The 23,051-nt window shown below is 70.9% G+C and carries 19 protein-coding genes; 6 read left to right on the top strand and 13 right to left on the bottom strand.

The features are described from left to right. The first annotated feature begins 78 nt into the window (after positions 1-78). Both MFF30_RS09940 and MFF30_RS09935 read left to right on the top strand, forming a co-directional pair. Positions 79-276, top strand: coding sequence for a hypothetical protein (locus MFF30_RS09940; RefSeq protein WP_238279186.1), 198 nt, complete (start codon positions 79-81; stop codon positions 274-276). Between the two features lie 77 nt (positions 277-353). Further along, a complete protein-coding gene (locus MFF30_RS09935) occupies positions 354-977 on the top strand; it encodes a TetR/AcrR family transcriptional regulator (protein WP_238279185.1) in 624 nt (207 codons plus the stop codon). A gap of 12 nt (positions 978-989) precedes the next feature. Here MFF30_RS09935 and pyrF read toward each other — a convergent pair whose 3' ends face one another. Genes pyrF through MFF30_RS09915 form a run of 4 tightly spaced genes read right to left on the bottom strand, consistent with a single transcriptional unit; the run spans position 990 to position 5,156 of the window. Next, on the bottom strand, positions 990-1,685 hold the full coding sequence (gene pyrF / locus MFF30_RS09930; protein WP_238279184.1) for an orotidine-5'-phosphate decarboxylase: 696 nt from the start codon (positions 1,683-1,685) through the stop codon (positions 990-992). A gap of 49 nt (positions 1,686-1,734) precedes the next feature. Beyond that, positions 1,735-2,376: a uracil-DNA glycosylase family protein gene (locus MFF30_RS09925; RefSeq protein WP_238279183.1), complete on the bottom strand. Its 642-nt coding sequence runs from the start codon at positions 2,374-2,376 to the stop codon at positions 1,735-1,737. 60 nt (positions 2,377-2,436) lie between these two features. Next, the gene (locus MFF30_RS09920) at positions 2,437-4,644 is read right to left on the bottom strand and encodes a xanthine dehydrogenase family protein molybdopterin-binding subunit (RefSeq protein WP_238279182.1); all 2,208 of its coding nucleotides are present in this window, start codon (positions 4,642-4,644) and stop codon (positions 2,437-2,439) included. A 56-nt stretch (positions 4,645-4,700) separates the two neighbouring features. Continuing rightward, positions 4,701-5,156 (bottom strand): (2Fe-2S)-binding protein, encoded by a 456-nt coding sequence (locus MFF30_RS09915; protein WP_238279181.1) that lies wholly within the window; start codon positions 5,154-5,156, stop codon positions 4,701-4,703. Between the two features lie 290 nt (positions 5,157-5,446). Here MFF30_RS09915 and MFF30_RS09910 point away from each other — a divergent pair, with 290 nt between their 5' ends. Next, complete coding sequence (locus tag MFF30_RS09910) at positions 5,447-6,979, top strand: sensor histidine kinase (protein ID WP_238279180.1); 1,533 nt, start codon at positions 5,447-5,449, stop codon at positions 6,977-6,979. Between the two features lie 66 nt (positions 6,980-7,045). Here MFF30_RS09910 and cobT read toward each other — a convergent pair whose 3' ends face one another. Then, positions 7,046-8,083 carry a nicotinate-nucleotide--dimethylbenzimidazole phosphoribosyltransferase gene (cobT, locus tag MFF30_RS09905; protein WP_238279179.1) on the bottom strand — a complete coding sequence of 346 codons (1,038 nt, stop codon included), beginning with the start codon at positions 8,081-8,083 and terminating at the stop codon, positions 7,046-7,048. Positions 8,084-8,184: 101 nt separating this feature from the next. On the opposite strand from cobT, the gene cobS reads away from it, so the two are divergent. The 3 genes from cobS to MFF30_RS09890 all read left to right on the top strand — a co-directional run bounded on the left by cobS (position 8,185) and on the right by MFF30_RS09890 (position 9,968). Beyond that, positions 8,185-9,003 (top strand): adenosylcobinamide-GDP ribazoletransferase, encoded by an 819-nt coding sequence (gene cobS / locus MFF30_RS09900; protein WP_238279178.1) that lies wholly within the window; start codon positions 8,185-8,187, stop codon positions 9,001-9,003. A gap of 63 nt (positions 9,004-9,066) precedes the next feature. Further along, positions 9,067-9,288: a DUF1289 domain-containing protein gene (locus MFF30_RS09895; RefSeq protein ID WP_238279177.1), complete on the top strand. Its 222-nt coding sequence runs from the start codon at positions 9,067-9,069 to the stop codon at positions 9,286-9,288. Further along, on the top strand, positions 9,279-9,968 hold the full coding sequence (locus MFF30_RS09890) for a retropepsin-like aspartic protease family protein (protein WP_238279176.1): 690 nt from the start codon (positions 9,279-9,281) through the stop codon (positions 9,966-9,968). The genes MFF30_RS09895 and MFF30_RS09890 overlap by 10 nt, the downstream gene beginning before the upstream one ends. Before the next feature lie 41 nt (positions 9,969-10,009). On the opposite strand, the gene MFF30_RS09885 is transcribed toward MFF30_RS09890, so the two are convergent. The 8 genes from MFF30_RS09885 to MFF30_RS09850 form a co-directional block, all read right to left on the bottom strand. Then, a complete protein-coding gene (locus MFF30_RS09885; protein ID WP_238279175.1) occupies positions 10,010-13,237 on the bottom strand; it encodes an autotransporter family protein in 3,228 nt (1,075 codons plus the stop codon). A 188-nt stretch (positions 13,238-13,425) separates the two neighbouring features. Next, positions 13,426-14,469: a tRNA dihydrouridine(20/20a) synthase DusA gene (gene dusA / locus MFF30_RS09880; RefSeq protein ID WP_283205884.1), complete on the bottom strand. Its 1,044-nt coding sequence runs from the start codon at positions 14,467-14,469 to the stop codon at positions 13,426-13,428. Between the two features lie 875 nt (positions 14,470-15,344). Continuing rightward, on the bottom strand, positions 15,345-16,526 hold the full coding sequence (locus MFF30_RS09875) for a glycosyltransferase (RefSeq protein WP_238279214.1): 1,182 nt from the start codon (positions 16,524-16,526) through the stop codon (positions 15,345-15,347). After that, on the bottom strand, positions 16,516-17,523 hold the full coding sequence (locus MFF30_RS09870; protein ID WP_238279173.1) for a polysaccharide deacetylase family protein: 1,008 nt from the start codon (positions 17,521-17,523) through the stop codon (positions 16,516-16,518). The genes MFF30_RS09875 and MFF30_RS09870 overlap by 11 nt, the downstream gene beginning before the upstream one ends. Positions 17,524-17,607: 84 nt before the next feature. After that, complete coding sequence (locus MFF30_RS09865; protein WP_238279172.1) at positions 17,608-18,984, bottom strand: O-antigen ligase family protein; 1,377 nt, start codon at positions 18,982-18,984, stop codon at positions 17,608-17,610. Continuing rightward, positions 18,981-20,135: a glycosyltransferase gene (locus tag MFF30_RS09860; RefSeq protein ID WP_238279171.1), complete on the bottom strand. Its 1,155-nt coding sequence runs from the start codon at positions 20,133-20,135 to the stop codon at positions 18,981-18,983. Before MFF30_RS09860 ends, MFF30_RS09865 begins: the two co-directional genes overlap by 4 nt. Next, complete coding sequence (locus MFF30_RS09855; protein WP_238279170.1) at positions 20,135-22,276, bottom strand: GumC family protein; 2,142 nt, start codon at positions 22,274-22,276, stop codon at positions 20,135-20,137. The genes MFF30_RS09860 and MFF30_RS09855 overlap by 1 nt, the downstream gene beginning before the upstream one ends. 63 nt (positions 22,277-22,339) lie before the next feature. Then, positions 22,340-23,051, bottom strand: a 712-nt coding sequence (locus MFF30_RS09850; protein WP_238279169.1) for a glycosyltransferase, incomplete at its 5' end; no start/stop codon positions are given.

Here is a 23,051-nt window from a genome sequence, read left to right as displayed (position 1 = left end):
TGATGTCCCGAAAGCGCGACCATTGGTGAACCGTTCCGGTCCTGCCTCGTTGTATGGCAAGACAGCCCGGAGCGCGCCATGGCCAAGCATGAGATCTTGAACTTCTTCGAACATCGCCGCGACGGTGCCTGGATCTGCGTCAGGCCATTCACGCTGACGACCAAGAGCAGCAGCGTCGATATCCGCCAGGGTATGCGCTTCGACTACGGCAAACGCGTCGGCGGCGTCGATCTCGCCGAATACTTGGAGCAACTGGGCTCCCAATTCGGTTCCTGATCCTTCTGATCAACTCGTCGAAGCCGCTCCCCGGATGCGGTTTTGACGCCGCTGCGGCGACAGCCTAGTTTAGCGTCATGACCCGCACGGCGGCCATTGTCCGCGACATCCCCGAAGAATCCGCGCCCACCACCCGCTGCCGCATTCTCGCGACGGCGGAAGAGGCGTTCCGCGTCGTCGGCTACCAGAAGACGACCGTCGCCGACATCGCCAAGACCCTGCGGATGAGCCCCGCCAACGTGTACCGTTTCTTCGAATCGAAGAAGGCGATCCACGAGGCGGTGATCAAGCGCCTGATGGACGACACCGAGCGCCGCGTGGCCCTGGCCGCCGTCGCGCCGGGTCGGAACGCGGCCGAGCGCATCGCCGACGTGGTCACGGTCATGCATCAGGCCTGCGTCGAGCGCTGCGAAGCCAATCCCCGCCTGCACGAGATGATCGAGGCAGCGGTCACCGAGAGCTGGGACGTCTGCCGCGCCCATATCGACGCGATCGGCTCGGCCCTGCGCGGGCTCGTCCAGGAAGGCGCGGTGGCCGGCGAGTTCGACGTCGCCGATCCCGCGATCGCGGCGGCCTGTATCCACACCGCCATCATCCGCTACTGCCATCCCGCCCTGGTCAGCCACTACCCGGACGCGGGCGCCCCGCCGCTTGCCGCGATGATCGCCTTTCTGCTCGAAAGCCTGCGCCGCAGGGCCTGACGCGCCGAACGCTCAGAGCATCTCCGCGACGATGCCCTGCGCCACCGCGCGTGGATCTGCCGCCTGGGTGATGGGACGGCCGACCACGACGTAGTCGATTCCGATCCGCCGCGCCGCGCCGGGCGTCATCACGCGCTTCTGGTCGCCGGCCTCGGCACCGGCCGGTCGGATACCCGGGGTGACGATGGCGCGGTCCGTCCCGATCCGGGCGCGCACCGCCTCAGCCTCGGCGGCACTGCACACGATTCCGTCGATCCCGGCCTCGGCCGCCTGACCGGCGCGCCGAGCCACGAGTTCGGCCACCGGCAGGGCATAGCCCGCCTCGGCGGCATCCGCATCGTCGTAGGAAGTCAGGACCGTCACGGCGAGGATCTTCGGGCCGTTCGCGCCCCGGCCGCGGATCGCCGCCCGCATGGTCTGCGGATAGGCATGGACGGTGAGGAAGGTGGCGCCGAGGTCGGTCAGCGCGCGCACCCCCTCCTCGACGGTGTTGCCGATGTCGTGCAGCTTGAGGTCGAGGAAGACCTTGCGGCCGGACGCGGCGAGGCGCGGCACCAGGGCGAGCCCGCCCGCGTAGGCGAGCCTGTAGCCGATCTTGTAGAAGGTCGCGGCGTCGCCGATCCGGTCGACGAGGCCTTCCGCCTCCGCCACGGTTCCCACGTCGAGGGCGACGATCAGGCGGTCGCGCGGGTCCTGCAAGGCGGTCATGGCTCTCTCCGGTTTCGCGGGCGAGCGATCCCGCGCATGGCCGCTCCTGTCAACGGGGCGCCATCGCGTGCGCCACCTCCGTCTTGAGGACAGGCAGCAATTCGGCCTCGTACCAGGGATTGGCCTTGAGCCAGCCGCTGTTGCGCCAGGAGGGATGGGGCAGCGGCAGCACCCGCGGCGTGCCGGGGCTTGCCAGGATCTCGCGCCAGCGCCGCACCGTGTCGGTGAGCCCGGCCTTCTGGCGCCCGAGATGCCATCCTTGAGCGTATTGGCCGATCACCAGGATGAGTTCGAGGTTGGGAAGCCCGGCGAACAGCTCCACTCGCCAGCGCTCGGCGCATTCCCGGCGCGGGGGTTTGTCGCCGCCCTTGGCGTCGTAGCCGGGAAAGCAGGCCCCCATCGGCACGATGGCGAGGCGACTCGCATCGTAGAACGCCGCCTCGTCGAGGCCGAGCCAGTCCCGCAGCCGCGTGCCCGAGGGGTCCATGAACGGGACGCCGCTCTTGTCGGCCCGGTTGCCCGGCGCCTGGCTCGCCACGCAGAGCCGGGCCGAGGCGAGCCCCTGGACGATGGGGCGCGGCTCCTGCGGCAGGGGCGCGCCGTAGAGCGGCGCGTCCCGGCAGATCCGGCAGGCGCGCAGGCGCGCCACGGTGGCGTCGAAGGCGGTCTCGGCGTCGATCTCGGAAAGCATGATGCCCTCCGAGATAGGCGGCCCTCGCCCGTGGACGAGGGGCCGCGTCGTCGCTTCCGGTCAGGCGCCCTTCAGGCCGCTGAGGTCGAGGGGCAGCGAGCGCAGGCGCTGGCCGGTGGCGGCGAAGATCGCGTTCGAGATCGCAGGGGCGATCACGGGCACGCCGGGCTCGCCGATGCCGGTGGGCGCGGCGGTGGAGGGCACGATATGGACCTCGACCACCGGCATCTCGCTCATGCGGGTCGGCTCGTAGGAATCGAAGTTCCGCTCCTGCACCACGCCGTCCTTGAGCGTGATCTTGTTGCGCAGGACAGAGGACAGGGCGAAGCCAACGGCGCCCTCGACCTGGGCGCGGATCACGTCCGGGTTGACCGCGACGCCGACATCCACCGCCGCCACGATGCGGTTCACCTTCACCTTGGCGTCCTCGGCCGTCACGTCCGCCACCATGGCGACGTAGGAGCCGAAGGATTCGTGCGCCGCGACACCGAGGCCCCGGTTCTTATCGGTTGCCTTCTTCGGGTCCCAACCGGCCTTCTCGGCGGCGAGCCTCAGGGTCGCGGAGAGGCGCGGGGCGCCGCCGAGCAGCCCGAGGCGGTAGGCGACGGGATCGGCGCCGGCCGCATGAGCGAGCTCGTCGATGAACACCTCCATCGCCTGGGCGGTGTGGGTGTGGCCCACCGAGCGCCACCACAGGACGGGCACGCCCTCGCGGGCGTTGTGAACCTCGAAGCGGTAGGCGGGCAGCGCGTAGGGCGTATCGGACGCGCCCTCCACCGTGGTCGCGTCGACGCCGTCCTTGACGATCATGGTCTCGAAGGCGGTGCCGATCATGATCGACTTGCCGATGGTCCGGTGCTCCCATCCCGTGATCCCGCCCTTGGCATCGAGGCCGGCGCGCAGACGGTGGACCACCATCGGCCGGTAAAAGCCGCCGGCCATGTCGTCCTCTCGGGTCCAGACGAGGTGAACCGGGGCCTTGCCGCCGGTCGCCCGCACGATCGAGGCGGTCTCGGCGAAGTAGTCGGCGCTTGGCGTCGCGCGTCGGCCGAACGAACCGCCGGCCCACTGCGTGTGGAGGCGGACCTTGTCGGTGGTCACGCCGAGATTGGCGGCCACCACCGCCTGCTCGATCGTCTGGAGCTGGCAGCCGGCGAAGACGTCGTAGGTTCCGTCCGAGGCCTTCTCGATGGTGGCGTTCAGGGGCTCCATCGCCGCGTGGGCGAGGTAGGGGAAGGTGAACTCGGCCTCCAGCACCTTGGCCGAACCGGCGATGGCACCGGCAGCGTCGCCCTTCTTCGAGGCGACGAGGCCGGGGCTGTCGAGGCGTTTGCGGAAACCGGCCAGGATCGCGTCGGACGAGCGGGTCTCGGCCGCGCTGTCGTCCCAGGTGACCTTGAGCGCGTCGCGGCCCTTCATGGCCGACCAGGTGTCCTTCGCCAGCACCGCGACACCGGTGGGGATCGTGACCACGTCGACCACGCCGGCCACCGCGCGGGCGGCCTTGTCGTCGACGCTTTTCACGGTGCCGCCGAAGCGCGGCGAATGGGCGACCACCGCCGTCAGCTGCCCGGGACGGCGGACGTCGAGGGAGTAGATCGCCGTACCGTCGGTCTTGGCCACGGAATCGAGGCGGGGAACCTTCTTACCGATCAGAGTGAACTCGCTCGCCTCCTTGAGGCGCGGCTCCTTCGGCACCGGCTGGGCAGCGGCGGCTTCGGCGAGTTCGCCGAACCGGGCCTGCCGGTTCGAGGCCGCGTGGCGCACCGTGCCGGACGCGACCGTGATCTCGGAGGCCGGGACCTTCCAGCGCTCGGCGGCGGCGGTCACCAGCATGGCGCGGGCGGCAGCACCCGCCTTGCGCAGCTGGACCCAGGAATTGGCGATGGCGGTGGAGCCGCCGGTGCCCTGAACCGGGCCGAAGGCGAAGTTGTTGTAGAGCGTGGCGTCGGCCGGCGCGAAGGTGGTGCGGATGGTGGCCCAGTCCGCATCGAGTTCGTCGGCCAGGATGGTGGCCAGCCCCGTCGTGTTGCCCTGGCCCATGTCGAGGTGCTTGATCACCACCGTCACGGTGTCGTCGGCGGCGATCCGCACGAAGGCGTTCGGCATCGGCGGCAGGCCCGAGAGGTCGGGGCCGGCGGCGGCCTGGGCGAACTTCGCCGGGTCGAGAGTGAAGCCGATGACGAGGGCCCCGGCGGCCACGGTGGCGCCGCCGAGGAAGGCGCGGCGGGACGGCACGGGCGGGGCGGCCTGACGGACCTTCAGCATGGGTGGCTCCAGTTCAGACGCAAGGTTCGGGAGATGGCGGACGTCTTCGGCGGGGCTCAGGCGAGGGTTCGCGCCGCCTCGTGGATCGCCGCGCGAATACGCTGGTAGGTGCCGCAGCGGCAGACATTGCCGTCCATGGCACCGTCGATGTCCGCGTCGGTCGGCTTGCGGTTCTCGGACAGGAGCCCGATCGCGGACATGATCTGGCCGGATTGGCAATAGCCGCACTGAACCACGTCGAGGCCGCGCCAGGCGGTGCGTACCGCCTCCGCGACCTTGCCGGAGACGCCCTCGATGGTGGTGATCTTGGCCTCGCCGACGTCGCCGATCCGGGTCTGGCAGGCGCGGACCGGCTGGCCGTCGAGATGGACCGTACAGGCGCCGCACTGGGCGATGCCGCAGCCGTACTTCGTGCCGGTCTGGTTGAGGTGGTCGCGCAGGGCCCAGAGGAGCGGCATCTCCGGGTCGGCGTCGACCTCGTGGGCGACTCCGTTGACGGTGAGTTTCAGCATCCCGGCCTCCAGGGGCGTAGTTTGGAATAGAGCTAAACCTTGCGCGGCCCCATCCGTGTGCGCCAGCGCACCTGTGCCCCCGGAACCCAATCCCCGCCCGCGAAAGCGGAACTTCGCAAAGACGTGCGCGGGAGCGAGGCGGACGAAAACCTGAGGAAACACGGACAATGCCACGCATCCAGGCAGGCGGTTCTTAACACATCCCCCGCACTCTCGGGGTGGTCGTATTCCGGCCTGTCGGCGGTCCCCTGATCGGGATCGCGACGCCTCCCCGAAGCCTCAAGACGGTGATGACCGACCTGACTGCGGAAATGATACAGCGTGGCCGCGGCCCCTCCGTCCAAGAGGCGGCCCGCCGCCGTGAGGTCGCGCGCGACATGCGCTCGGCCCGCGAGAAGCTCACCTCGACGAGCGGCCTCGAACGCGCCTTCGACTACGAACTCATCCGCGCCTACGCGCAGCACCGCGCGGGGGCGGTGATCCCCCTGGGGCTGCTCGGCCTCGCGGTCGCGGGCATCGCGTCCGTGTGGACTCTTCCCGTGATCGCGATGGCCTGGGGCGTCTGCCTGCTCGCCACGGTGACGCTGTCGACGCTGCTGACGCGCCGCTTCCTGGCGCAGGACCCCGCGCAGGTCTCGGTCTGGCGCTGGCGCCGGACCTTCATGGCGGCTGAATTCCTGCAGAGCACCGCCTGGGCCATGATGGTGCTCGTCGGCGCCTCCGGGGCGCTCACCTTCGTGCTGTTCGGCCTCGTCATCGTGGCGGCCGTGGCTACCATGCTGGCCGCCACCCTGCCGGCGGCGGCCGTGGCGGCCCTCGTTCCCCTCTGCGTCGCGGCCCTCTCGCTCCTGGCCGTGTCGCAGGACGTGAACACGATGATGCTGGTGACGATGGTGGTGGGCGCGCAGGTCTTCTTCATGGGGCTCGCCCGCCGCGTCTACGCCGCCACCGTCGAGGCCCTGCAATCCCAGGCCGAGAAGGACGCGATCTTCGGCGAGCTCGAGCAGGCCAAGGCCAATTCCGACGAGGCGCGCCGGCGCGCGGAGGAAGCCAACCTCGCGAAATCGCGCTTCCTCGCCACCATGAGCCACGAGTTGCGCACGCCGCTCAACGCGATCCTGGGCTTCTCGGAGGTGATGAAGAACGAGGTATTCGGCGCCCACGTGGCGGCCTCGTACAAGGAATACGCCGCCGACATCCACGACAGCGGCCTGCACCTCTTGAACCTCATCAACGAGATCCTCGACCTGTCGCGAATCGAGGCCGGGCGCTACGAACTCAACGAGGAGGCCATGCAGCTCGGCCACGTCGTGGAGGATTGCCGGCACATGATGGGCCTCCGGGCCCGGGGCAAGAATCAGACGATCCACGAGTTCATCGACGCCACCCTGCCCCGCCTTTGGGCGGACGAGCGGGCGCTGCGCCAGATCGTCCTGAACCTGCTCTCCAATGCCGTGAAGTTCACGCCCCCAGGCGGCGAGATCACCATCAAGGTCGGCTGGACCTCGTCGGGCGGCCAGTATGTCAGCGTGAAGGACAGCGGCCCCGGCATTCCCGAGGACGAGATCGGCACCGTGATGTCGTCCTTCGGGCGCGGGTCTCTGGCGATCAAGACGGCCGAGCAGGGCTCGGGCCTCGGCCTGCCCATCGTGAAGGGCCTCGTGGACCTGCACGGCGGAAACTTCCAGCTGAAGTCGCGGCCACGCGAGGGCACCGAGGTCGTGGTGATCCTCCCCGCGAGCCGGGTGATGGACACGCTGCCCGCCATCGAGGTGCCGGGCGAGGCCGCGCCGTCCCAGGAACGCCGCGCCCGCGCCGCCTAGGCCGACCTGTCGCAGATCCCTGCCGCAGAGCCGGCGCCCGTCGGTCCGGGACCTGCCCGGCGGGCATCAGCCCGCGCTGCGCTCCGAGACCCCGGCCTGCGCGAAGGTCGCCATGTCGCGGTGGCAGGCCAGCGCGCCCTTGAGAAGGCCGAGCGCCAGGGCGGCGCCGGAAGCCTCGCCGAGGCGCATGCCGAGCGCCAGCAGCGGCACGAGGCCGAGGCGCTCCAGCACGTCCGCGTGCGCGCCCTCCGCCGAGACGTGCCCGGCCAGGCAATGGTCGAGAAGGCCGGCAGCGAGGCGGTGCAGGATAGCGGCGGCCGCCGTCGCCACGTAGCCGTCGAGCACCACGGGCACCCGCTGGAGACGGGCCGCCAGGATCGCGCCCACCATGGCGGCGATCTCGCGGCCGCCGAGGCGCGCCAGCACCTCCAGGGGATCGTCGAGATGCCCGGCATGATGGGCGAGCGCGGCTTCCACCGCCGCGACCTTGCGGGCGAGCCCCGCGGTGTCGACCCCGGTGCCGCGCCCGACCCAGTGGGCGGCCTCGCCCCCGTAGAGGGCCGCGTAGATCGCCGCCGCGACGGTGGTGTTGCCGATGCCCATCTCGCCCAGCGCCAGGCAGTCGGTGCCGGCAGCCACCGCCTCCATGCCGAACGCCATGGTGGCCACGCAGGCCTTCTCGTCGAAGGCCGGTCCCACCGTGATGTCGCCGGTTGGCATATCGATGGCGAGGTCGAACACCTTGAAGCCGAGGCCGTAGGCGGCACAGATCTGGTTGATCGCCCCGCCGCCGGCCGCGAAGTTGTCGAGCATCTGGCGGTTCACCGCATCCGGAAAGGCGGAAACGCCGCGCGCCGTGACGCCGTGGCTGCCGGCGAAGACGCAGACCAGCGGGCGGTCGAGGGTCGGCTGGCCCTTGCCCTGCCAGGCGGCGAGCCAGGAGACGAGGTGCTCCAGGCGTCCGAGGGACCCGGCCGGCTTCGTCAGGGTCGCGTCGCGCTCGGCCACCATCGCCACCGCGTCCCGGTCCGGCCCCGGCAGGGACGCGACGAGGCGGCGGATATCGTCGAACGGCGTGGCGGCGGTCTGGTCAACGTCGGTCATGGGGCAAATCCGGTGGCCGGCCCCGGCGCCAGGATGGCGGGCCGCCCGTTGCGGGAGCTATAACGGGCCGGGCACGGGTGGTGAAGGCGGGCCGGTTCGCGATGCATGAGACGGTCGAGCCCGCCTTTCCGGGCGCTGCCCTCGCCTACGATCTGGCCGGCTGCCTGCGCTTCTTCTCGCGCCTGCCGGTGCCACGGCTCCCCGGCGAGGGCGACCCGCACGGCGTGCCGGATTTCCGCACCCTGCCCCGGATGCTGCCGCTGGCCGGCCTGATCCTCGGCCTGCCCGGCGCCGGAATGCTGCTCGGCGCCTGGGGCCTAGGCCTCGGGCCCTTCCTCGCCGCGACCCTGGCGGTGACGGTAGGCGTGCTGATCACCGGAGCCCTGCACGAGGACGGGTTGGCGGACGTGGCCGACGGGTTCGGCGGCGGCGCGACGCCGGCCCGGCGCCTGGAGATCATGCGCGACAGCCGGATCGGGGCCTATGGCGGGGTCGCCCTGATGCTGTCGCTGGCCCTGCGCATCGGCGCGCTGGCGACGCTGCTCGACCGCTCGGGGGCCGTGGCGGCCCTCGCCCTGGTGCTCGCCGCCGCCCTGTCACGGGGTGTCGCGCTCGCGCCGCTGGCGCTCCTGCCGCCCGCCCGTGCGGACGGGGCCGGCGCCAGCGTCGGGCGCCCGAGCCGGGCGACGCTGATCACCGCCGGCGCCATGAGCGTGGTCCTGACCCTTCTTGGTCTGCCCCTGGGGCTTCCGCCGCTGGGCGGCTGTCTGATGCTGGTCCTGAGCGCGTCGGCGGCGCTCGCCGTCACGGCGCTCGCGCGCCGCGCCATCGGGGGCCAGACCGGGGACGTGGTGGGCGCCGCGCAGCAGGGCGCGGAGATCGCCGCCCTGCTCGGGCTCGTCGCGGCGATCCCGGCCTGATCCGGTTCCGCGACGCCGACCGGACTTGATCCGGGGGCCGCCGCCCTGTCATGGATCGGGGCGATGAGCCAGATCCGCCCCAAGCCATCCAGCCCCTGCACGAAGCTCTGCCTCCTCGATGCGGCCACCGGCCTGTGCGAGGGCTGCGGCCGCACCCGCGACGAGATCGCCCTGTGGGGTTCGATGTCGGAGCCTCAGCGCCGCGCCGTGATGGCCACACTGGAGGGCCGCCTGCGCGCGGCCTATCCGGAGCGGACCCTGGCGGGAGCGACGCCATGTGGCTGATCGGGCTGCTGATTGTCGGAGGTGCCCTCGCGCTCCTCCTGCTGTCGGGGGACAACCAGCGCATCGCGGGTCTCGAGCCCGACCAGTTCGCGCAGGTGGCCATGACCACGGGTCTGCTCACCGTGATCGTGGCGGGGTTCTGGCACCAGTTCCGCAGCCGGATGAGTGCGAACGTCACCGCGCTCCTGGTCTGGGGCGCCCTCGGCGCGGCCCTGGTGGCGGGCTACGCCTATCGCGACGAGGCCCGGACCCTCGGCGACCGGATGCTCGGCGCGGTGCGGCCCGGCAGCGCCGTCACGGGCGCGGACGGAACGGTGACGATCACCCGGCGCGCGGACGGCAATTTTCACGTCCGGGCCCAGGTGAACGGCCGGCCGCAGGGCTTCCAGTTCGACACCGGGGCGAGTTCCGTGGTCCTCACCGCCGAGAGTGCTGCCGAACTCGGTATCCGCCCGGCGGAATCCGAGTTCAGCGTGCGCGTCTCCACCGCCAACGGCGTCACCGTGGCGGCCCCCGCCTTCCTGGATAGCCTGCAGGTCGGCTCGATCGTGGAGCGGCGCGTGCCCGCCCTGGTCAGCCGCCCCGGAGCCCTGCGCGAGAATCTGCTCGGCATGACCTTCCTCGATCGGCTGGCCTCCTTCGAAGTCCGCGGCGACCGGCTCATCCTGCGGGACCGCTGAGAAGCGCGACGCCGTCCCGGAGGACGGCGTCGCGCGTGCGCTCAGAACCGATAGGTGAAGTTGCCCTTGACGGCATGGTCCTGCGCCCGCTCGCCGACCTGGCCCGTATAGGCCACGCCCAGCGTGGCGTCGCGCGCCACCCTTACGTCGAGTCCAGCCTCGGCCACCAGCGCGTCCCGGCTGATCGGGGTGCCCGCCGTGAGGAAGCCCGGCCCCGTGCCGAAGCTCAGGAGGGCCTTGGGCACCACGTCGCCATAGGCCCGGCGGTAACCCACCAGCCCGTGCAGCGAGACCGGCGCGCCGAACCCGAGATCGAGGCTGGTCTGGCCGCGAACGCCCACCGTCGAAGTCGCCACCTCGGTGGTCTGCGCCGCGCCCGTCAGGGCCGCCAGCCCCCCCGTCTCGGTGAAACGATCCCGCCCGATCGAGACGTAGGCGCCGCCCACGAAAGGCTCGAGATAGGCCGGCTGGATCGTCGCGACCGGCCCCTCCCCCTTGGTGAGGAGGCCGACCTGGGGCGCGCCCAGGAAGAACCTGTAGCCGAGCTCGCCGAAGCCCTGCACGGTGGCGCCGCCATAGCGAGCCGTGTCGCTGTCGGTGAAGCCGGCAAAGCTCACGGCCCGGCGCAGGCGGCTCGACTGGTCGGCGTAGACCGCGCCGAGGCGCAGGGCGACGGGTCCGCGCTCGAAGCCGCCGTAGACGCCGCCGAAGCCGCTCTCGATGGTGCCGGAGGAGAGCCGCCCCGCGCTGTCGAGGCTAGTCGCGGTGTAGCCGCCTGCCACGCCGAGGCGGAAGCCCGTCTTCAGGCGGGCATCCGCGCCGAGCACGAAGCCGGAGGTCTGGCGGGCCAGGCCGGCGGCGTTGCCGTCGGTCCGGGCCTCGCCGAAGCTGCCGAAGCCCTGGCCCCAGAGCCCGAACACCCGTGGGTCGAGGACGCGCACCGGCACCGGTGCGACCGGAGCGGCGCGGCCCGGCAGATCGGCCGTGTAGGCCGCCGGCAGGGCACCGTAATCGCTGAACTCGGCCGCACCAGGGGTGGCGCCCCAGCGCAGGCGGTCGAGGATGGCCTCGCGCACGAAGAAGGCGGTCTCGAACTGCGCGCCCGCCATGCTCGCGTGGATGTCGCCGGTGAGCGCACCGAAGGCGGCGCGCGCCTCGGGCGTGGTCAGCCCGACGGTGCGGCCGTAGAGGGCGGCCCCCGGCCCGGCGGCCTGGATGGCGTCGGCGACGCCGGCCTGGTTGCGGGTCTGGGCGATGCTGGAGAAGGCGATGTCGTTGCGCGTCAGCGTCAGGTCGACGGCCCCGGGCTGGTAGCGCAGGGTGGGGGTGAGGAAGGCGAAGTTGGCACTGACCCCGTCGAACCGGCCCTGCACGCCGCCGCCGGCGGTGAGCACGGTGTAGGCGGTGCGCGGATCGTAGGTGCCGGCGGCGGCCTGCACCTGGACGGTGCCGCCGTTGAGGGTGGCGGTGCCGGCCACCGCGAGGCGGTCGGCTTGGCCTGCGGCGTCCGCCTCGACCTGGAGGGTGGAGCCGGGGGCGAAGCTCGCATTGCCCGCCACCGCGAGGGTGCCGATGCCGTTGCCCGGCGCCACCACGGCGCCGGACCGGGCCGCCAGGCCGCCCACCGTGCCGGTGCCGCCCAGAAGTCCGCCCGCGCCCACCGTCACGGTTCCGGCGATCGTGCCGTTGGCGTAGAGCGCGCCGGTCTGGCCGATGGTGACGTCGGTGGCGACGCGGTCGCTCGCGGCCAGCGACAGGGTGCCGATGACGTTCTGGAAGTAGCCGGCCGCACTGTAGAGGTCGATGCGCGACCAGTAGCTCAGCGGTGTGCCGTAGAAGGCGCTCAGCGCATTCGTCTCGGTGTTGACGATGATCTGATTGATCGTGGCGGTCTGGAGCGAGCCGTAGAGGCCGCCCCTCGGCGCGATCTGCGCCGCCGCGTCACTGCTGCCGCCATAGAGGGGCGCGAGCAGGATCGCGGCATCCGGCCCGCCGGTGGGCGCGGCTTCCCGGGGTGCCTGGGCGAAGGTCAGGATCGGCAGGCCATAGGTGAGGCGCGACTGGTAGAGAGCCTGGTTGGCGGCGGAGGGGACGTAGGGGTTGTTCGCCGTGTTGGCCGCGCCAGTGGCGCAGGTGGCGACGGCGGCCCCGCAGCCGGCCGAGAGGTAGCCCTGGAGCTCGCCCTGCGCCTGGGTGAAGAGCGACGTCAGGTTGATCGCTGTGCCGGTGGTGGTGGCGTTGTTGATGTAGGCCGGGTTGGTGAAGGCCTGAGCGAGGTCGTAGGCCGCGAAGGCGCGGCTGGCGATGATGTCGAGGGGGTAGTGAACGCCGAGCACGATGCGGCTGTCGGCGTATTCCGACCCGCGCAGGAGCATGCTCTGGTAGAGCGACGGCGTCAGCATGCCGAGCAGGATCGAATCGGTGATCGCGTAGTTGGTGTGCCCGCTCGGGAACGAGGGGTTGGTGGTCAGCCCGTTGATCGAGGTCGGGTCGAACGCGTTGATGGCGTTCGGCCTCGCCTGGACCGGGCGCGAGCTGCCGTAGACGTCCTGACCCGCTTGCGTGTTGGTGACGCCGGCGGCGATGTCGAGGACGCTGGTCGTCGTATTGGGGAGCCCGTTGAAGCGCGGCAGCGTGTAGCCGGCGGGCGCCACGGCCGGGACCGCGACGTAGCCGGCCGGCGTCACGCTCGGGTTGGTGGCGGCCCCGTTGGCGAAGTAGTTCTTCGCCACGCCGAGATCAGAGCTCGTGAAGGTATAGGCCCGGTTGAGGAGGTCGAAGGTCCGGGCGAGCGGCCCCGTCGTCGCCGTGCTGGCGCGGATTCCCTGCTGGTAGAGCCGGCCCAGGACCGTACCGTAACCGCCCACCGGCTGGACCGGGTTGATGGTGCCCGACGTTCCTGGATTGCTCTGGATCGCCTGGAGCGGCAGGCCGCCGGCCAGGTTGTCCGCCGGGCCCAGATTAACCACCGAGCCGTTGACGAGGGTGACCGTGCCGAGGAAGGGCGTGCTGCCCGGCAGAGCCTTGTCGCTGATGGCGAGCGCCCGCTGCTGCGGCGTCGACTGGTTGTTGGTGGCGATGGCCTGGGAGAGGTTGAGCTGCAGCGTCGCTTGGCCGACCGGGTTCGCATTCAGGGCGAGGAACGGTCCGAGCAGGTTCAGGACATTCGCGTTGGCCGGCGTGATGTTGGCCGTCTGCGCCTGCGCCGAGGCTAAGCCCGTCGCCGAGAGTATGATAGCCGCCGTCGAAACCCCGTATTGGAACCGCATGATTCGCCCCCTGCTTCCGTCCACCGGACGGAGGGACTGAATAGCGAGGCTTACGTTTCGCGCTTGTTCATAATCCTGTCATATTATACACTGAATATCGGCGTGCTGAATCGGCAACAACTTCGCTCTGCCCGTAAAGTATTTTGCCAGCGAAGTAGAACCCAGGTAATTGTCGCCGCGCCTCGAAGTTACGCGGCATCCTGCGGAGCGGCGTCATCTCGGGCGCTCTGCTCCGAGACGGACCCGTGGCGGGACACCTGGGCGATCGCCGCGCGCAGGGTTGCGAGGCCGGCATCCGCCTGAGTCCCGGCCGTCGAGAGATGACGGCGATAGGCGCGGGCGCCCGGGCGACCGTTCAACAGGCCGAGCATGTGCCGCGTCACCGCGTGAAGGCGCACGCCCTCCTGCAGGAAGCCGGCGAGCACCGGCTCGAACGCCTCCAGGGCCGCGAACGGGTCGACGGCCGGGGCAGACTCGCCGAACAGGACCGGATCGACCGCGAGGAGGATCGCCGGATCGCTGTAGGCGGCCCGGCCGATCATCACACCATCGACGTCCGCGAGATGGGCCGCCGCCTCCGCGATGGTGGCGATGCCGCCGTTGATGGCGATGGGCAGGCCGGGATGGGACCGCTTCAGTCGTGCCACCCGCGGGTAGTCCAGGGGCGGCACGTCGCGGTTCTCCTTGGGCGACAGACCCTGGAGCCAGGCCTTGCGGGCATGCACCACGAGGCCGTCGACGCCGGCCGCCACCACCGCATGCGTCAGAGCGTCGAGGGCCTGCTCGGTGTCCTGGTCGTCGACGCCGATCCGGCACTTCACCGTGACCGGCACAGACACCGCCGCCTTCATGGCGCCGACGCATGCGGCCACGACGGCGGGCTCGCGCATCAGGCAGGCACCGAAGCGCCCGTCCTGTACCCGATCGGAGGGGCAGCCGACATTGAGATTGACCTCGTCGTAGCCATAGGCCTCAGCGATCCGCGCGGCCTCGGCTAGGTCGGACGGGTTGGAGCCGCCGAGCTGCACCGCCACCGGATGCTCGATGTCGGCAAAGCCCAGCAGACGATCGCGGGGGCCATGAATGACCGCCCCGGTGGTGACCATCTCGGTGTAGAGGCGAGCGCGTCGCGACAAGGTTCTGTGGAAGGCCCGACAGTAACGGTCAGTCCAATCCATCATGGGCGCAACGGAGAAGCGCCACGGACTGATATCGTCAGTTCTTCTCGTCATCACAATCGCTTGCGCCGTCTCTTTCGCAACCGTGCTCGCTTGCATCTCGACCGTTCCATCACGCGATCCGGCCCTCGCGGCCGCGCGCCGTCGGTGTCGCCAGTCGAGACGACCGTCCAGCGGATACGGAAATGCGGCGGCACCGGATAACACGCCGGGCCGGCGATCCAAATTCCGGGCATTCTCTGCCGGTGGGCTCAGACCTTTCGATCGCGCCGCGACGGGATGGGCCTGGATGGGGAAACGGATCTGACATCGTGCGGGCCCTCGGTGCCGCGCTGAGCGGTGTTGGGCCGTGGACCATTCGGGATCGCGCCGCCGCCTTCACCGACGGGTCGGACAGGTTCGTCGATGGCCGAGGCGCACGGATGGAGGTCCGGTCGGACAGGATCCGATGCCAACCGCGCACAGGGTGGTGCGCCGGCACCTGCCGGACTCGGTTCGGAACCGGATCACCGGCAAGCCAACACATCATGTCCATCGGACTGCGCGCCTGCGCTCGCGCGTGTGGATCAATACGCAATGGCCCAAGCTTTGCAATAAACGATTTACCATCGTGTTTTTCATGGTTACGTTTCTTCTAAAGGTTTGGTCTCCTTGGAGATTCCGGACGAGCTGGGTGGGGCAATGGATCTGATCGACGACGTGGACTCGACGGGAATACGGGCAGCGTGCAGGCGGGCGTACATCCTGTACCGCTTCGCCCTCATCGTGGTCGGCGATCTCTGGCGCCCGTAGCAGCACGATCGGTCCGCGTTTTCCCGATTCCGCGCGGCGAACAGGGGCGAGACAGCGCCGACGTCACGGATGAAACTGTCGCCTTCACCCGGTGAGTGGCAGCCCGCGCGACAGGGTCCGTCAGCGCCGGATCGATCTCAATCCTGATTGCCGGCGCAAAACGCCCCCGGTGTCAGCCTCTCGTTCGATGGGGAGACGGCTGAGGCCGCGGCCAGCCAGGCCTGTGCGAGTGCGTCGGCGACAGCCTCGTAGGTGAACCGCTCGGCGACGTTACGAAGGCCGGCGCGGCCTCGGGCCGACCGCTCACCGGGGTCGGCCGCGATCCTTTCCAAGAGCCGTGCCATCGCCTCGGGATCGCTCTCGGGAACGATCCAGCCGCCCGGCCCGACGACGGAGGGAATCGCCCCGCAGGTCGAGCCGATCACCGGCACGCCGCAGGCCTGCGCCTCGATGATCACGCGTCCGAACTGCTCGCGCACCGCGCCCGTGGTCCGGGTGGCGAGGACGACGGCGTCGCAGGCGTGAAAGAAGCGTGCGACCTCGGCCGGGGCCGCCCACGGCGCGAAGGTGACGGACCGTTCGAGGCCGAGTTCGGCGATCCGCCGTCGCAGATGGGGCGCGTGCGGTCCTTCCCCCATGATCGCGAGGCGGGTCGGCACCCGACTGCGGGCCATCGCGTCGAGCACGTCGTCCAGCCCCTTCTCGACCACGAGGCGACCGACGTAACCGAGACGCAGGACATCGGACGGACCGGACTCCGTCCGGGGCCGGAACGTCCGCGTATCGACCCCGTAGCCGATCGGGGTCACGGCGCCGGCATAGCCGCCCGCCCGGACGACCGCCGTGGCATCCGGGCTGCGGGCGAGCACGTGCGCCGTACGGGCCAGGGTGAAGCGCCGGATCGCCTCGAAGGGCGGCGGCAGCCGCTTGAGGATGTTCTGATCGACCTCCAGCACCATGCCGGCCGGGCCGCGCAGGAGGCTCGCCTGCAGGGCGACGAAACTCCAGGGCTCCTCCCAGAGATGCACCACGTCGGGGCGCAACGTCCGGATCAGGCCGCGCAGGCCGGGATAGATGTGCAGATACCATCCCATCGGCCCGGCCTTGGGCAGCCAGGTCGGCAGCACGTGCACGCGGATGCCGGGATCGTCGGGGGGATCGGCATCGATCGCACGGCCGAACTGATGCCAGCGCCGCGGCACGACGAGATGAACGTCGAGGTCGGTGCGGCCGCCGAACGGCGCATAACGCAGGCGGCCGGCCTCCCGGCTCACCGCCGCGTGGGCGATCGACAGGACGCGTAGCGGTCTAGACACGATTGAGCATCCTGGCGGCGAGCCCCGTCGCCCCCGTGAGGTGGGCCTCGGCGGCGGCGATGTGGCGGTGGGTGCCGCTCAACGTGTTGCGGGGCAGGCTCCATGCGTCCTGCCCCCGGCGCACCAGGCCCTTGCGGGTCGTGGCGGCGCTGGAAAAACCCGCCCGCCGGGTGAGCGCGAAGTCGCGGGCGCCGCAATCGCCCCGGCGTCCGTAGGGGAAGGCGAAGTGCCGGGCCTCGCGCCCGAGACGCGCGCCGATCCGCTCACGGCACCCGGCGATCTCGCCGAAAGCCGCCTCGGGATCGAGGGCGGAGATGCGGGGATGGCTGACGGTATGCCCGCCGATCTCCACCAGGGGATCGTCACCGAGGGCGGCCAGCATGTCCCAGGTGATCGCATGTCGCCAGTGCATCGCCTCCTCGTCGATACCGTTCCGGCGGCAGAAATCGCTGTAGCGGGGGCCGGCCTCAGAGCCGTCCCAGGCGGTGGCGATGCGCAGGTAGGCCGCCCGGCGCTCCTCCGGACTCGACAGGGCGAGCCGTCCCTCCGGCAGGTGGACGACGTCTCGCGTCCGCAGCACCTCCTCGAGGCCGGCCCCCCAGAGGGGAAGGGTTCCGTCCGGGATTCCGGTGGTGAGGAAGAGGGTGACGGGAACGCCGTGGCGGGCAAAGAGCGGAACGATCGCCTCCGCCGTGTCGCGATAGCAATCGTCGACGGAGAAGTTGACGTAGCGGCCCCCGCGCGGATCCTCGGCGCGCCGCTGCGCCTCGTCGAGGGTGACGATGTCCCAGCCGGTTTCGCGCAGGTGCGTGAGGAGCCGGTTCAGGAAGCCGAGGTCGAGGTGGAAGCCTTGGTTCGGCATCGCCGGCCAATCCTCGGTCCTGACCGCCCGGTGGAAGGTGAAAAGGCAGCCCCGCGACCCGAGGGCCGCATGCGCCAGCCCCGCGAGCGTGCTCCCCAGCGATCCCCCCCCGGCTCGCGCGCCCGGCATCGTGTGCATTCCCCGCTCCTGCGTCCGCATGTTCATGTCAGGCTTCGACCCCATCGCAGGGACGGCCACGCGGGGATGGCTCAGTCCCGCGCCTCATCGCCCGGCCCTGCCCGCTACCGGTGCCAGGACCACGAAGGTCCAGAACAGCACGCCGAGTTCACCCGATGCGATGTTGGCGAGCATCATCTGCACCAGGGCGCCACACGCCAGGGCGCCGACCACCACCGCCTCCGGGCCGCCGTCGCGCCGCGCCCCGTCGATGGCCCGCCCGATCGCCAGGAGCAGGCCGGCGAGACAGCACAGGCCGACGACCAGCCCCATCGTGACCCAACAGGAGACGATCATCCCGTCGATGGCCATGGCGCCGGCGCTGCCGACGTCGGTGACCGTGAAGCCCCGGCCGAAGATCTCGCTGTCGGGCAGGTTCCACAGGTGAACGTATTGCTCCAGCCGCTCGCGGGCGCTGTCGTCCTGAGCGCCTGAGCCGATCGAGGCCAGCCGTTCGCCAATGACGCCCCCGAACGGCGTCACCGACGCGCCAGCGACGGCTAGCACGGTCACCACCATCATGCCGGCAGCCCGGCCGCGGGTCGCGGCGAACAGCAGGCAGAACGCGACGCCGAGCGCGAGGGACAGCCACGCCGTCCGGTACATCGACAGGAGCAGCGCGAAGGCGGCGGGCGTCGCCAGGACGATCGTGATCCAGCCCGAGCGCAGGAACCCCACCAGCAGCAGGCCCGCCGCCGTGAAGGTCGCGAAGCTCGCCGGTCCGTTCATCGTGCTGAACGTGCGAACGCCGAAGGGCACCGGCTGTCCGATCGACATGATCGTGGTGAGTTGCATCCAGTAGCGATCCCAGGTGGGGGGATCGATGTACTGATAGAGCCCGTACAGGCCGGTCAGCGGCAGGATCGCGAGGAACACCGAGGCGGCGGCGTCCACCATCTCGCGCCGCTCCGCGTCCGACCGGAAGGCGAGAACCGCGCAATAGAGAAGCGGCGCGAACCACTTGAGCGATCCCGTCGCGGCGGTGGCCCAATCCCCCTGGAACAACGACAGGGCGGTGCCGTAGGTGACGCAGGCGCCGACCACGATCACCGCGGCCAGGGTGGGCGGCATCGGCCGGTCTTCCTCGATGGCGGCGCGCAGGCTCGGAAGCGGCATCAGGATCGCCAGAAGCGGACCGACCAGCATCACGCCGCTCGCCTCGTAGCCGGCGGAGAGATCGACGAGGCGGCGCAGGAACGGCGCGAACGAGAAGATCAGGAGGATCGCCTGGAGATGGGAGGCGGGCGAGCGCCTCCAGGCATACCAGCCGACCACCGCACAGCCGGCGATGAAGGCGAACCGCGTCGCCCCTCCGAGCACGGGGCCGGCGAGGGCCGTGCCGCCGAGGAGCAGGGCCGCGGCGAGCCAGCCGGGCAGGTTCAGCCGATGCCAGGCCGGCGCGGCGGCGAGGCTCGACCTCATGCCCGCCCCCCTTCGGCGACCCGGCGGATGATCCCGGCGATCGCATCGCGCATCCCGTCGGCCCCGTAACGGGTCCGCGCCCGCTCGGACGCAGCGGCGACCTGCGTGGCACCGCCCGCATTACCGGCGAGGATCCGCCGGATGCCCTCGGCGAGCGCCGCCGCGTCGCCCGGCGGCACCAGGGTACCGAACGCCCCCTCATCCAGAATCTCGGCGGCGGCGCCGGTCCGCGTGGCGACGAGGGGCACGCCGGCCAGCATGGCCTCGACGAGTGTGCGCCCGAACGGCTCGGGATGAATGGACGGATGGACGACGACCTCGACGGCCTGCATCAGCAGAGCCACGTCGGATCTCTGCCCGAGAAAATGCACGCGGTCGGCGATGCCCAGTTCGGCGGCCAGACGCACCAGCTCGGCCGCGTAGGCGTCCTCCCCGAAGAGGGGCGCGCCCGCCACCACGGCACCGACGCCCGGAAGCTCCGCCAGGGCGTGCAGCAGGACGTGCTGCCCCTTCCACGACGCCAGCCGGCTGAAGACGCCGACCAGCAGGCCCGACGGCAGGCCGGCGGCGCGGCGCAATTCGGCGCGCGACCGCGGATCCGGGACGAGATCGAGGCCGTTCGGCACGATCGCCACCCGGTCGCGTCGCCCGCCCGCCGCGACGAAGGCGTCGGCCACGGCCGTCGAGGGTGCGATGACGCAGGTCGCCCTGGCGTTGGCCAGGCCCACCTGAAGCCGGCGCTGGGCAGTTCCGAAATGCAGGGGGTCGATGATGTCGTGCAGGTGCCAGATCAGGGGCCGGCGGACGATCCCCGTCGCGAGGGCGCCGAGCACGAAAGCCTTCTGGGAATTGGCGTAGATCACGTCCGCGCGCCGCGCGCGCCCGGCGATTTCGAGGACGAGGGCGGCCAGACGCCCCGCCATCGGGAGTGCCCGCAGGGGCGAGGACGAACGCCGCAGACCCGTGAGGCCGCCCCCTGCGCGCGCGCGCTCGACGCGCAGCCCGCAGCCGGCCATCGCGGCATTGAGCGGACCGTCCTCGAACAGGAAGGCGGTGGCGCCGCGCCAGGCCCGGACGACGTCCGCCAGCACCAGTTCGGCACCCGACATGGTGCTGGTGTGATTGATGAACAGAACTCGGGGGCCGGTCATCACACGCGCCCGAGAAACGCGGCGACGGGGGCCGGCCGCTCTCTATAGAGCGCCTGATCCTGCGGCGGCACCATGGTGATGATGGCGCCCGCCATCGTGCCGCCCGCGGCACGGATGCCGTCGATGGTCGCCGCCGTGGCCTCCACCTGCGACCGGCCCCAGCGGGCGCAGACCAGCACGCCGTCCGCGTGCCTGGCCAGCGCGGCGGCATCGGCCAGGAGCCCGAAGGGGGGTGAATCGATGAGGACAAGGTCGTAGTCGTCCGCCAGGGCGACGACCTGAGCGGCTCTGGCCCCCATCAGCAATTCGGTTGAGCTCTCGAACGCGCGGCCTGCCGGCAGCGCGTCGAGATTGGGAAAGCGCGTGTGGCGGACCGCGGCGCCCACGGCGACTTCGCCGCGCAGGACCGCGACGAGGCCCGGACTGGGCGGCAGCCCGAGGGCCTCCGTGAAGGTCGGGGCGCACAGGTCACCTTCGACGACGAGCACGCGGCGGCCGCTGGCGGCGACGCTGCAGGCGAGCGCGAGCGTCGTGAACGTCTTGCCCTCCTCGGGCAGGGCCGAGGTCATCAGCAGGGTGCGCAGGCCTCGTCCTCCGTGCCGCAGGGCGATCTGTGCGTAGAGCGACCGCAGGGCGGCCTGCAGCTTCGCGTCGTCGCGCGCCTGGGCGAGGGCGAGTTTCAGCGGGATGGCCCGGCGGCCCGGAATGAGTTCGCCTCCGGCGAAGGGGCGTCGGGTGCTCAGGCGCGGGACGAGCGCGACCGCGATGGCGCCGGCGGCATGACCGATCGATGCCGCCGCCCGGATGGTGCCGTCGGTCTTGTCGCGCAGCAGCGCCGCGGCGGTGGCAAGGAGCGTCGCGAGGGTGAGCCCCGCCGCGAGAAAGGGCAGCCGCTTGGGGAAGAACGGCTTCGTGGGCAGCTCCGCCAGGCTGACGACGCGGGTACTGCCGGTGAGAATCCGCTGCTCGGTCTCGAGGTCGCTCGCGCGCCGGAAGAGATCGGCATATTGGGCGCGCTTGAGCTCGACGCTCCGGGTCATGTCGGCGAGCGTCGCTTCGGCGTCGGTCGCGGAACCGACATCGGCCTTGGCCGCGTTCAGCTGCTTCTGCAGCGAGGCCACCAGGGTTCCGGACGCATCGTAGACCTGCCGGGCACTGGCCGCGACGCTGGCCACCTCCTGGCGCATCCGGGCCTGATACATGCTCCGTTCCCGCTGCAGGCCCTGAATCGTGGGATGGTTCGGTCCCAGCGTGGTCTCGCTGTTGGCGATCTGACTGGAGACGAGCGCGGATTGCTGCTTGAGGTCCCCGATCGTGCGGCTCGCCAGAACGGCGGGGGAATCGGCGGACCCGCGCGCCTGGTCCGCGTTGATCTCGCGCAGGCGGGCGGCGGCCTCGGCGCGCGTGGCTTCGGCGGAGGCGAGCTGCTGACTGATGCTCGTCAGGCGTTCGGAGGCGATGGGTGCCGTCGAACCGCGAACGAGACCCTGCCGGCGCCGGAACGCCTGGATGCGCCCCTCTTCCTCGCGCAGCGTCTTCTCGAGCTGATGGATCTCCTGCCAGATCCACGCGGCGGCCGCCTCGCGGGTCTTGGCGAGATTGGCACGCTGATCCGCCATGAAGGCCGTGATGACCGCGTTCGTGATGCTCTGCGCCACCTCGGGCACCGACGACTGGTAGGTGATGTTGAGCACGCGCGAACGGCCGACGTTTCCCACGAGCACGCGCGGCTCGAGGTATTCGACCAGCGCTCCGCTGTCGGGAAGCAGCGTCGCGCACGTATCCGTCGTGCCGCCGGCGAACCGCGCCAGCGCGAACCCGCTCGACGCGACCGCTCGGCACTCGCGCCGGGCCGCCTCGGCGATTCCCGGCTGCGCCATGGCCAGGCGAAGGATGCGGGGCGAGCGGACCTGCAACAGCTGGCTTTCGAGATCGGCCGGATCGCCGCTTCGCTGCGCCCAGGCGGCGGAACTGTTGGCCGTCCCGGGTTCGGGCTCCGCCACGATCACCGAGCCCGTCGCGGCGTACCGCACGGGCAGCACGAGCAGCGCGACCACCGAGAGGCCGAAGACGGTCAGGAACACGCCGAGGAACAGGCGCCGCCGACGCCACAGCCGCGTGGCGATACCGACGCGCGGCATCGCCGGCGCCTCGTTCTCCACATTTCTCTGGGCAAGCGCGATGCTCACTGCCTTAAACCCCGCCTAACCATACGCCTCGAGAGTATAGATGCGATCTTCCTGAAAATTGACGTTCAGACGGTCGCTCACCATTTGCTTTTCGACGAAGGTGGTAAACTCGCGCCGAAAGCGATCCGCCGAGAAGTGGGCCGCCTGTGCCCGGCAAGCCGCGCGCGAGAAGCTGTCCTCGTCGGCCACGAAGCGACGCACGCACGCGGCGATGGCCGGGGCGGTCGGCTCGTCGAAGAACAACCCGGTCCGTTCCAGTCCCCAGGCGACGACCGTCTCGCACGCTCCGCCGCGCCCGAGCGCCAGCACCGGGGTTCCCTCGGCCTGCGCTTCCACCGGGACGATCCCGAAATCTTCCTGGGCTGCGAAGATGAAGGCCCGGGCCGTCGTCATCAGACGACGCAATTCCCCGTCGCCGACGAACCCCCTGAACGTGACATTCGGACCCGCGCGCTGGCGCAGCCGATCGGCTTCCGGGCCGTCTCCCGCGACCACGAGCTGGAGATCGGGCAGGTGCCGGAACGCGTCGACGATCGCCTCGATGTTCTTGTAGGGGACGAGCCGGCTCGCGGCGAGGAAATGGCGGCCTCGGGGCCGGTCGATACTTTCGCCCGCGAGGGTCACCGGCGGATGGATCACCGCGGCGTCACGCCCGTAGATCTTCCGGATCCGTCGGGCGACATAGCGGGAATTGGCGATCATCGCGTCCGGCCCCGAGGCCGTGCGC

It is taken from the genome of Methylobacterium goesingense, assembly GCF_022179225.1.
In the GTDB taxonomy this organism is placed as follows: Bacteria; Pseudomonadota; Alphaproteobacteria; order Rhizobiales; family Beijerinckiaceae; genus Methylobacterium; species Methylobacterium goesingense.
This window is presented reverse-complemented; position numbering and strand designations above follow the sequence as displayed.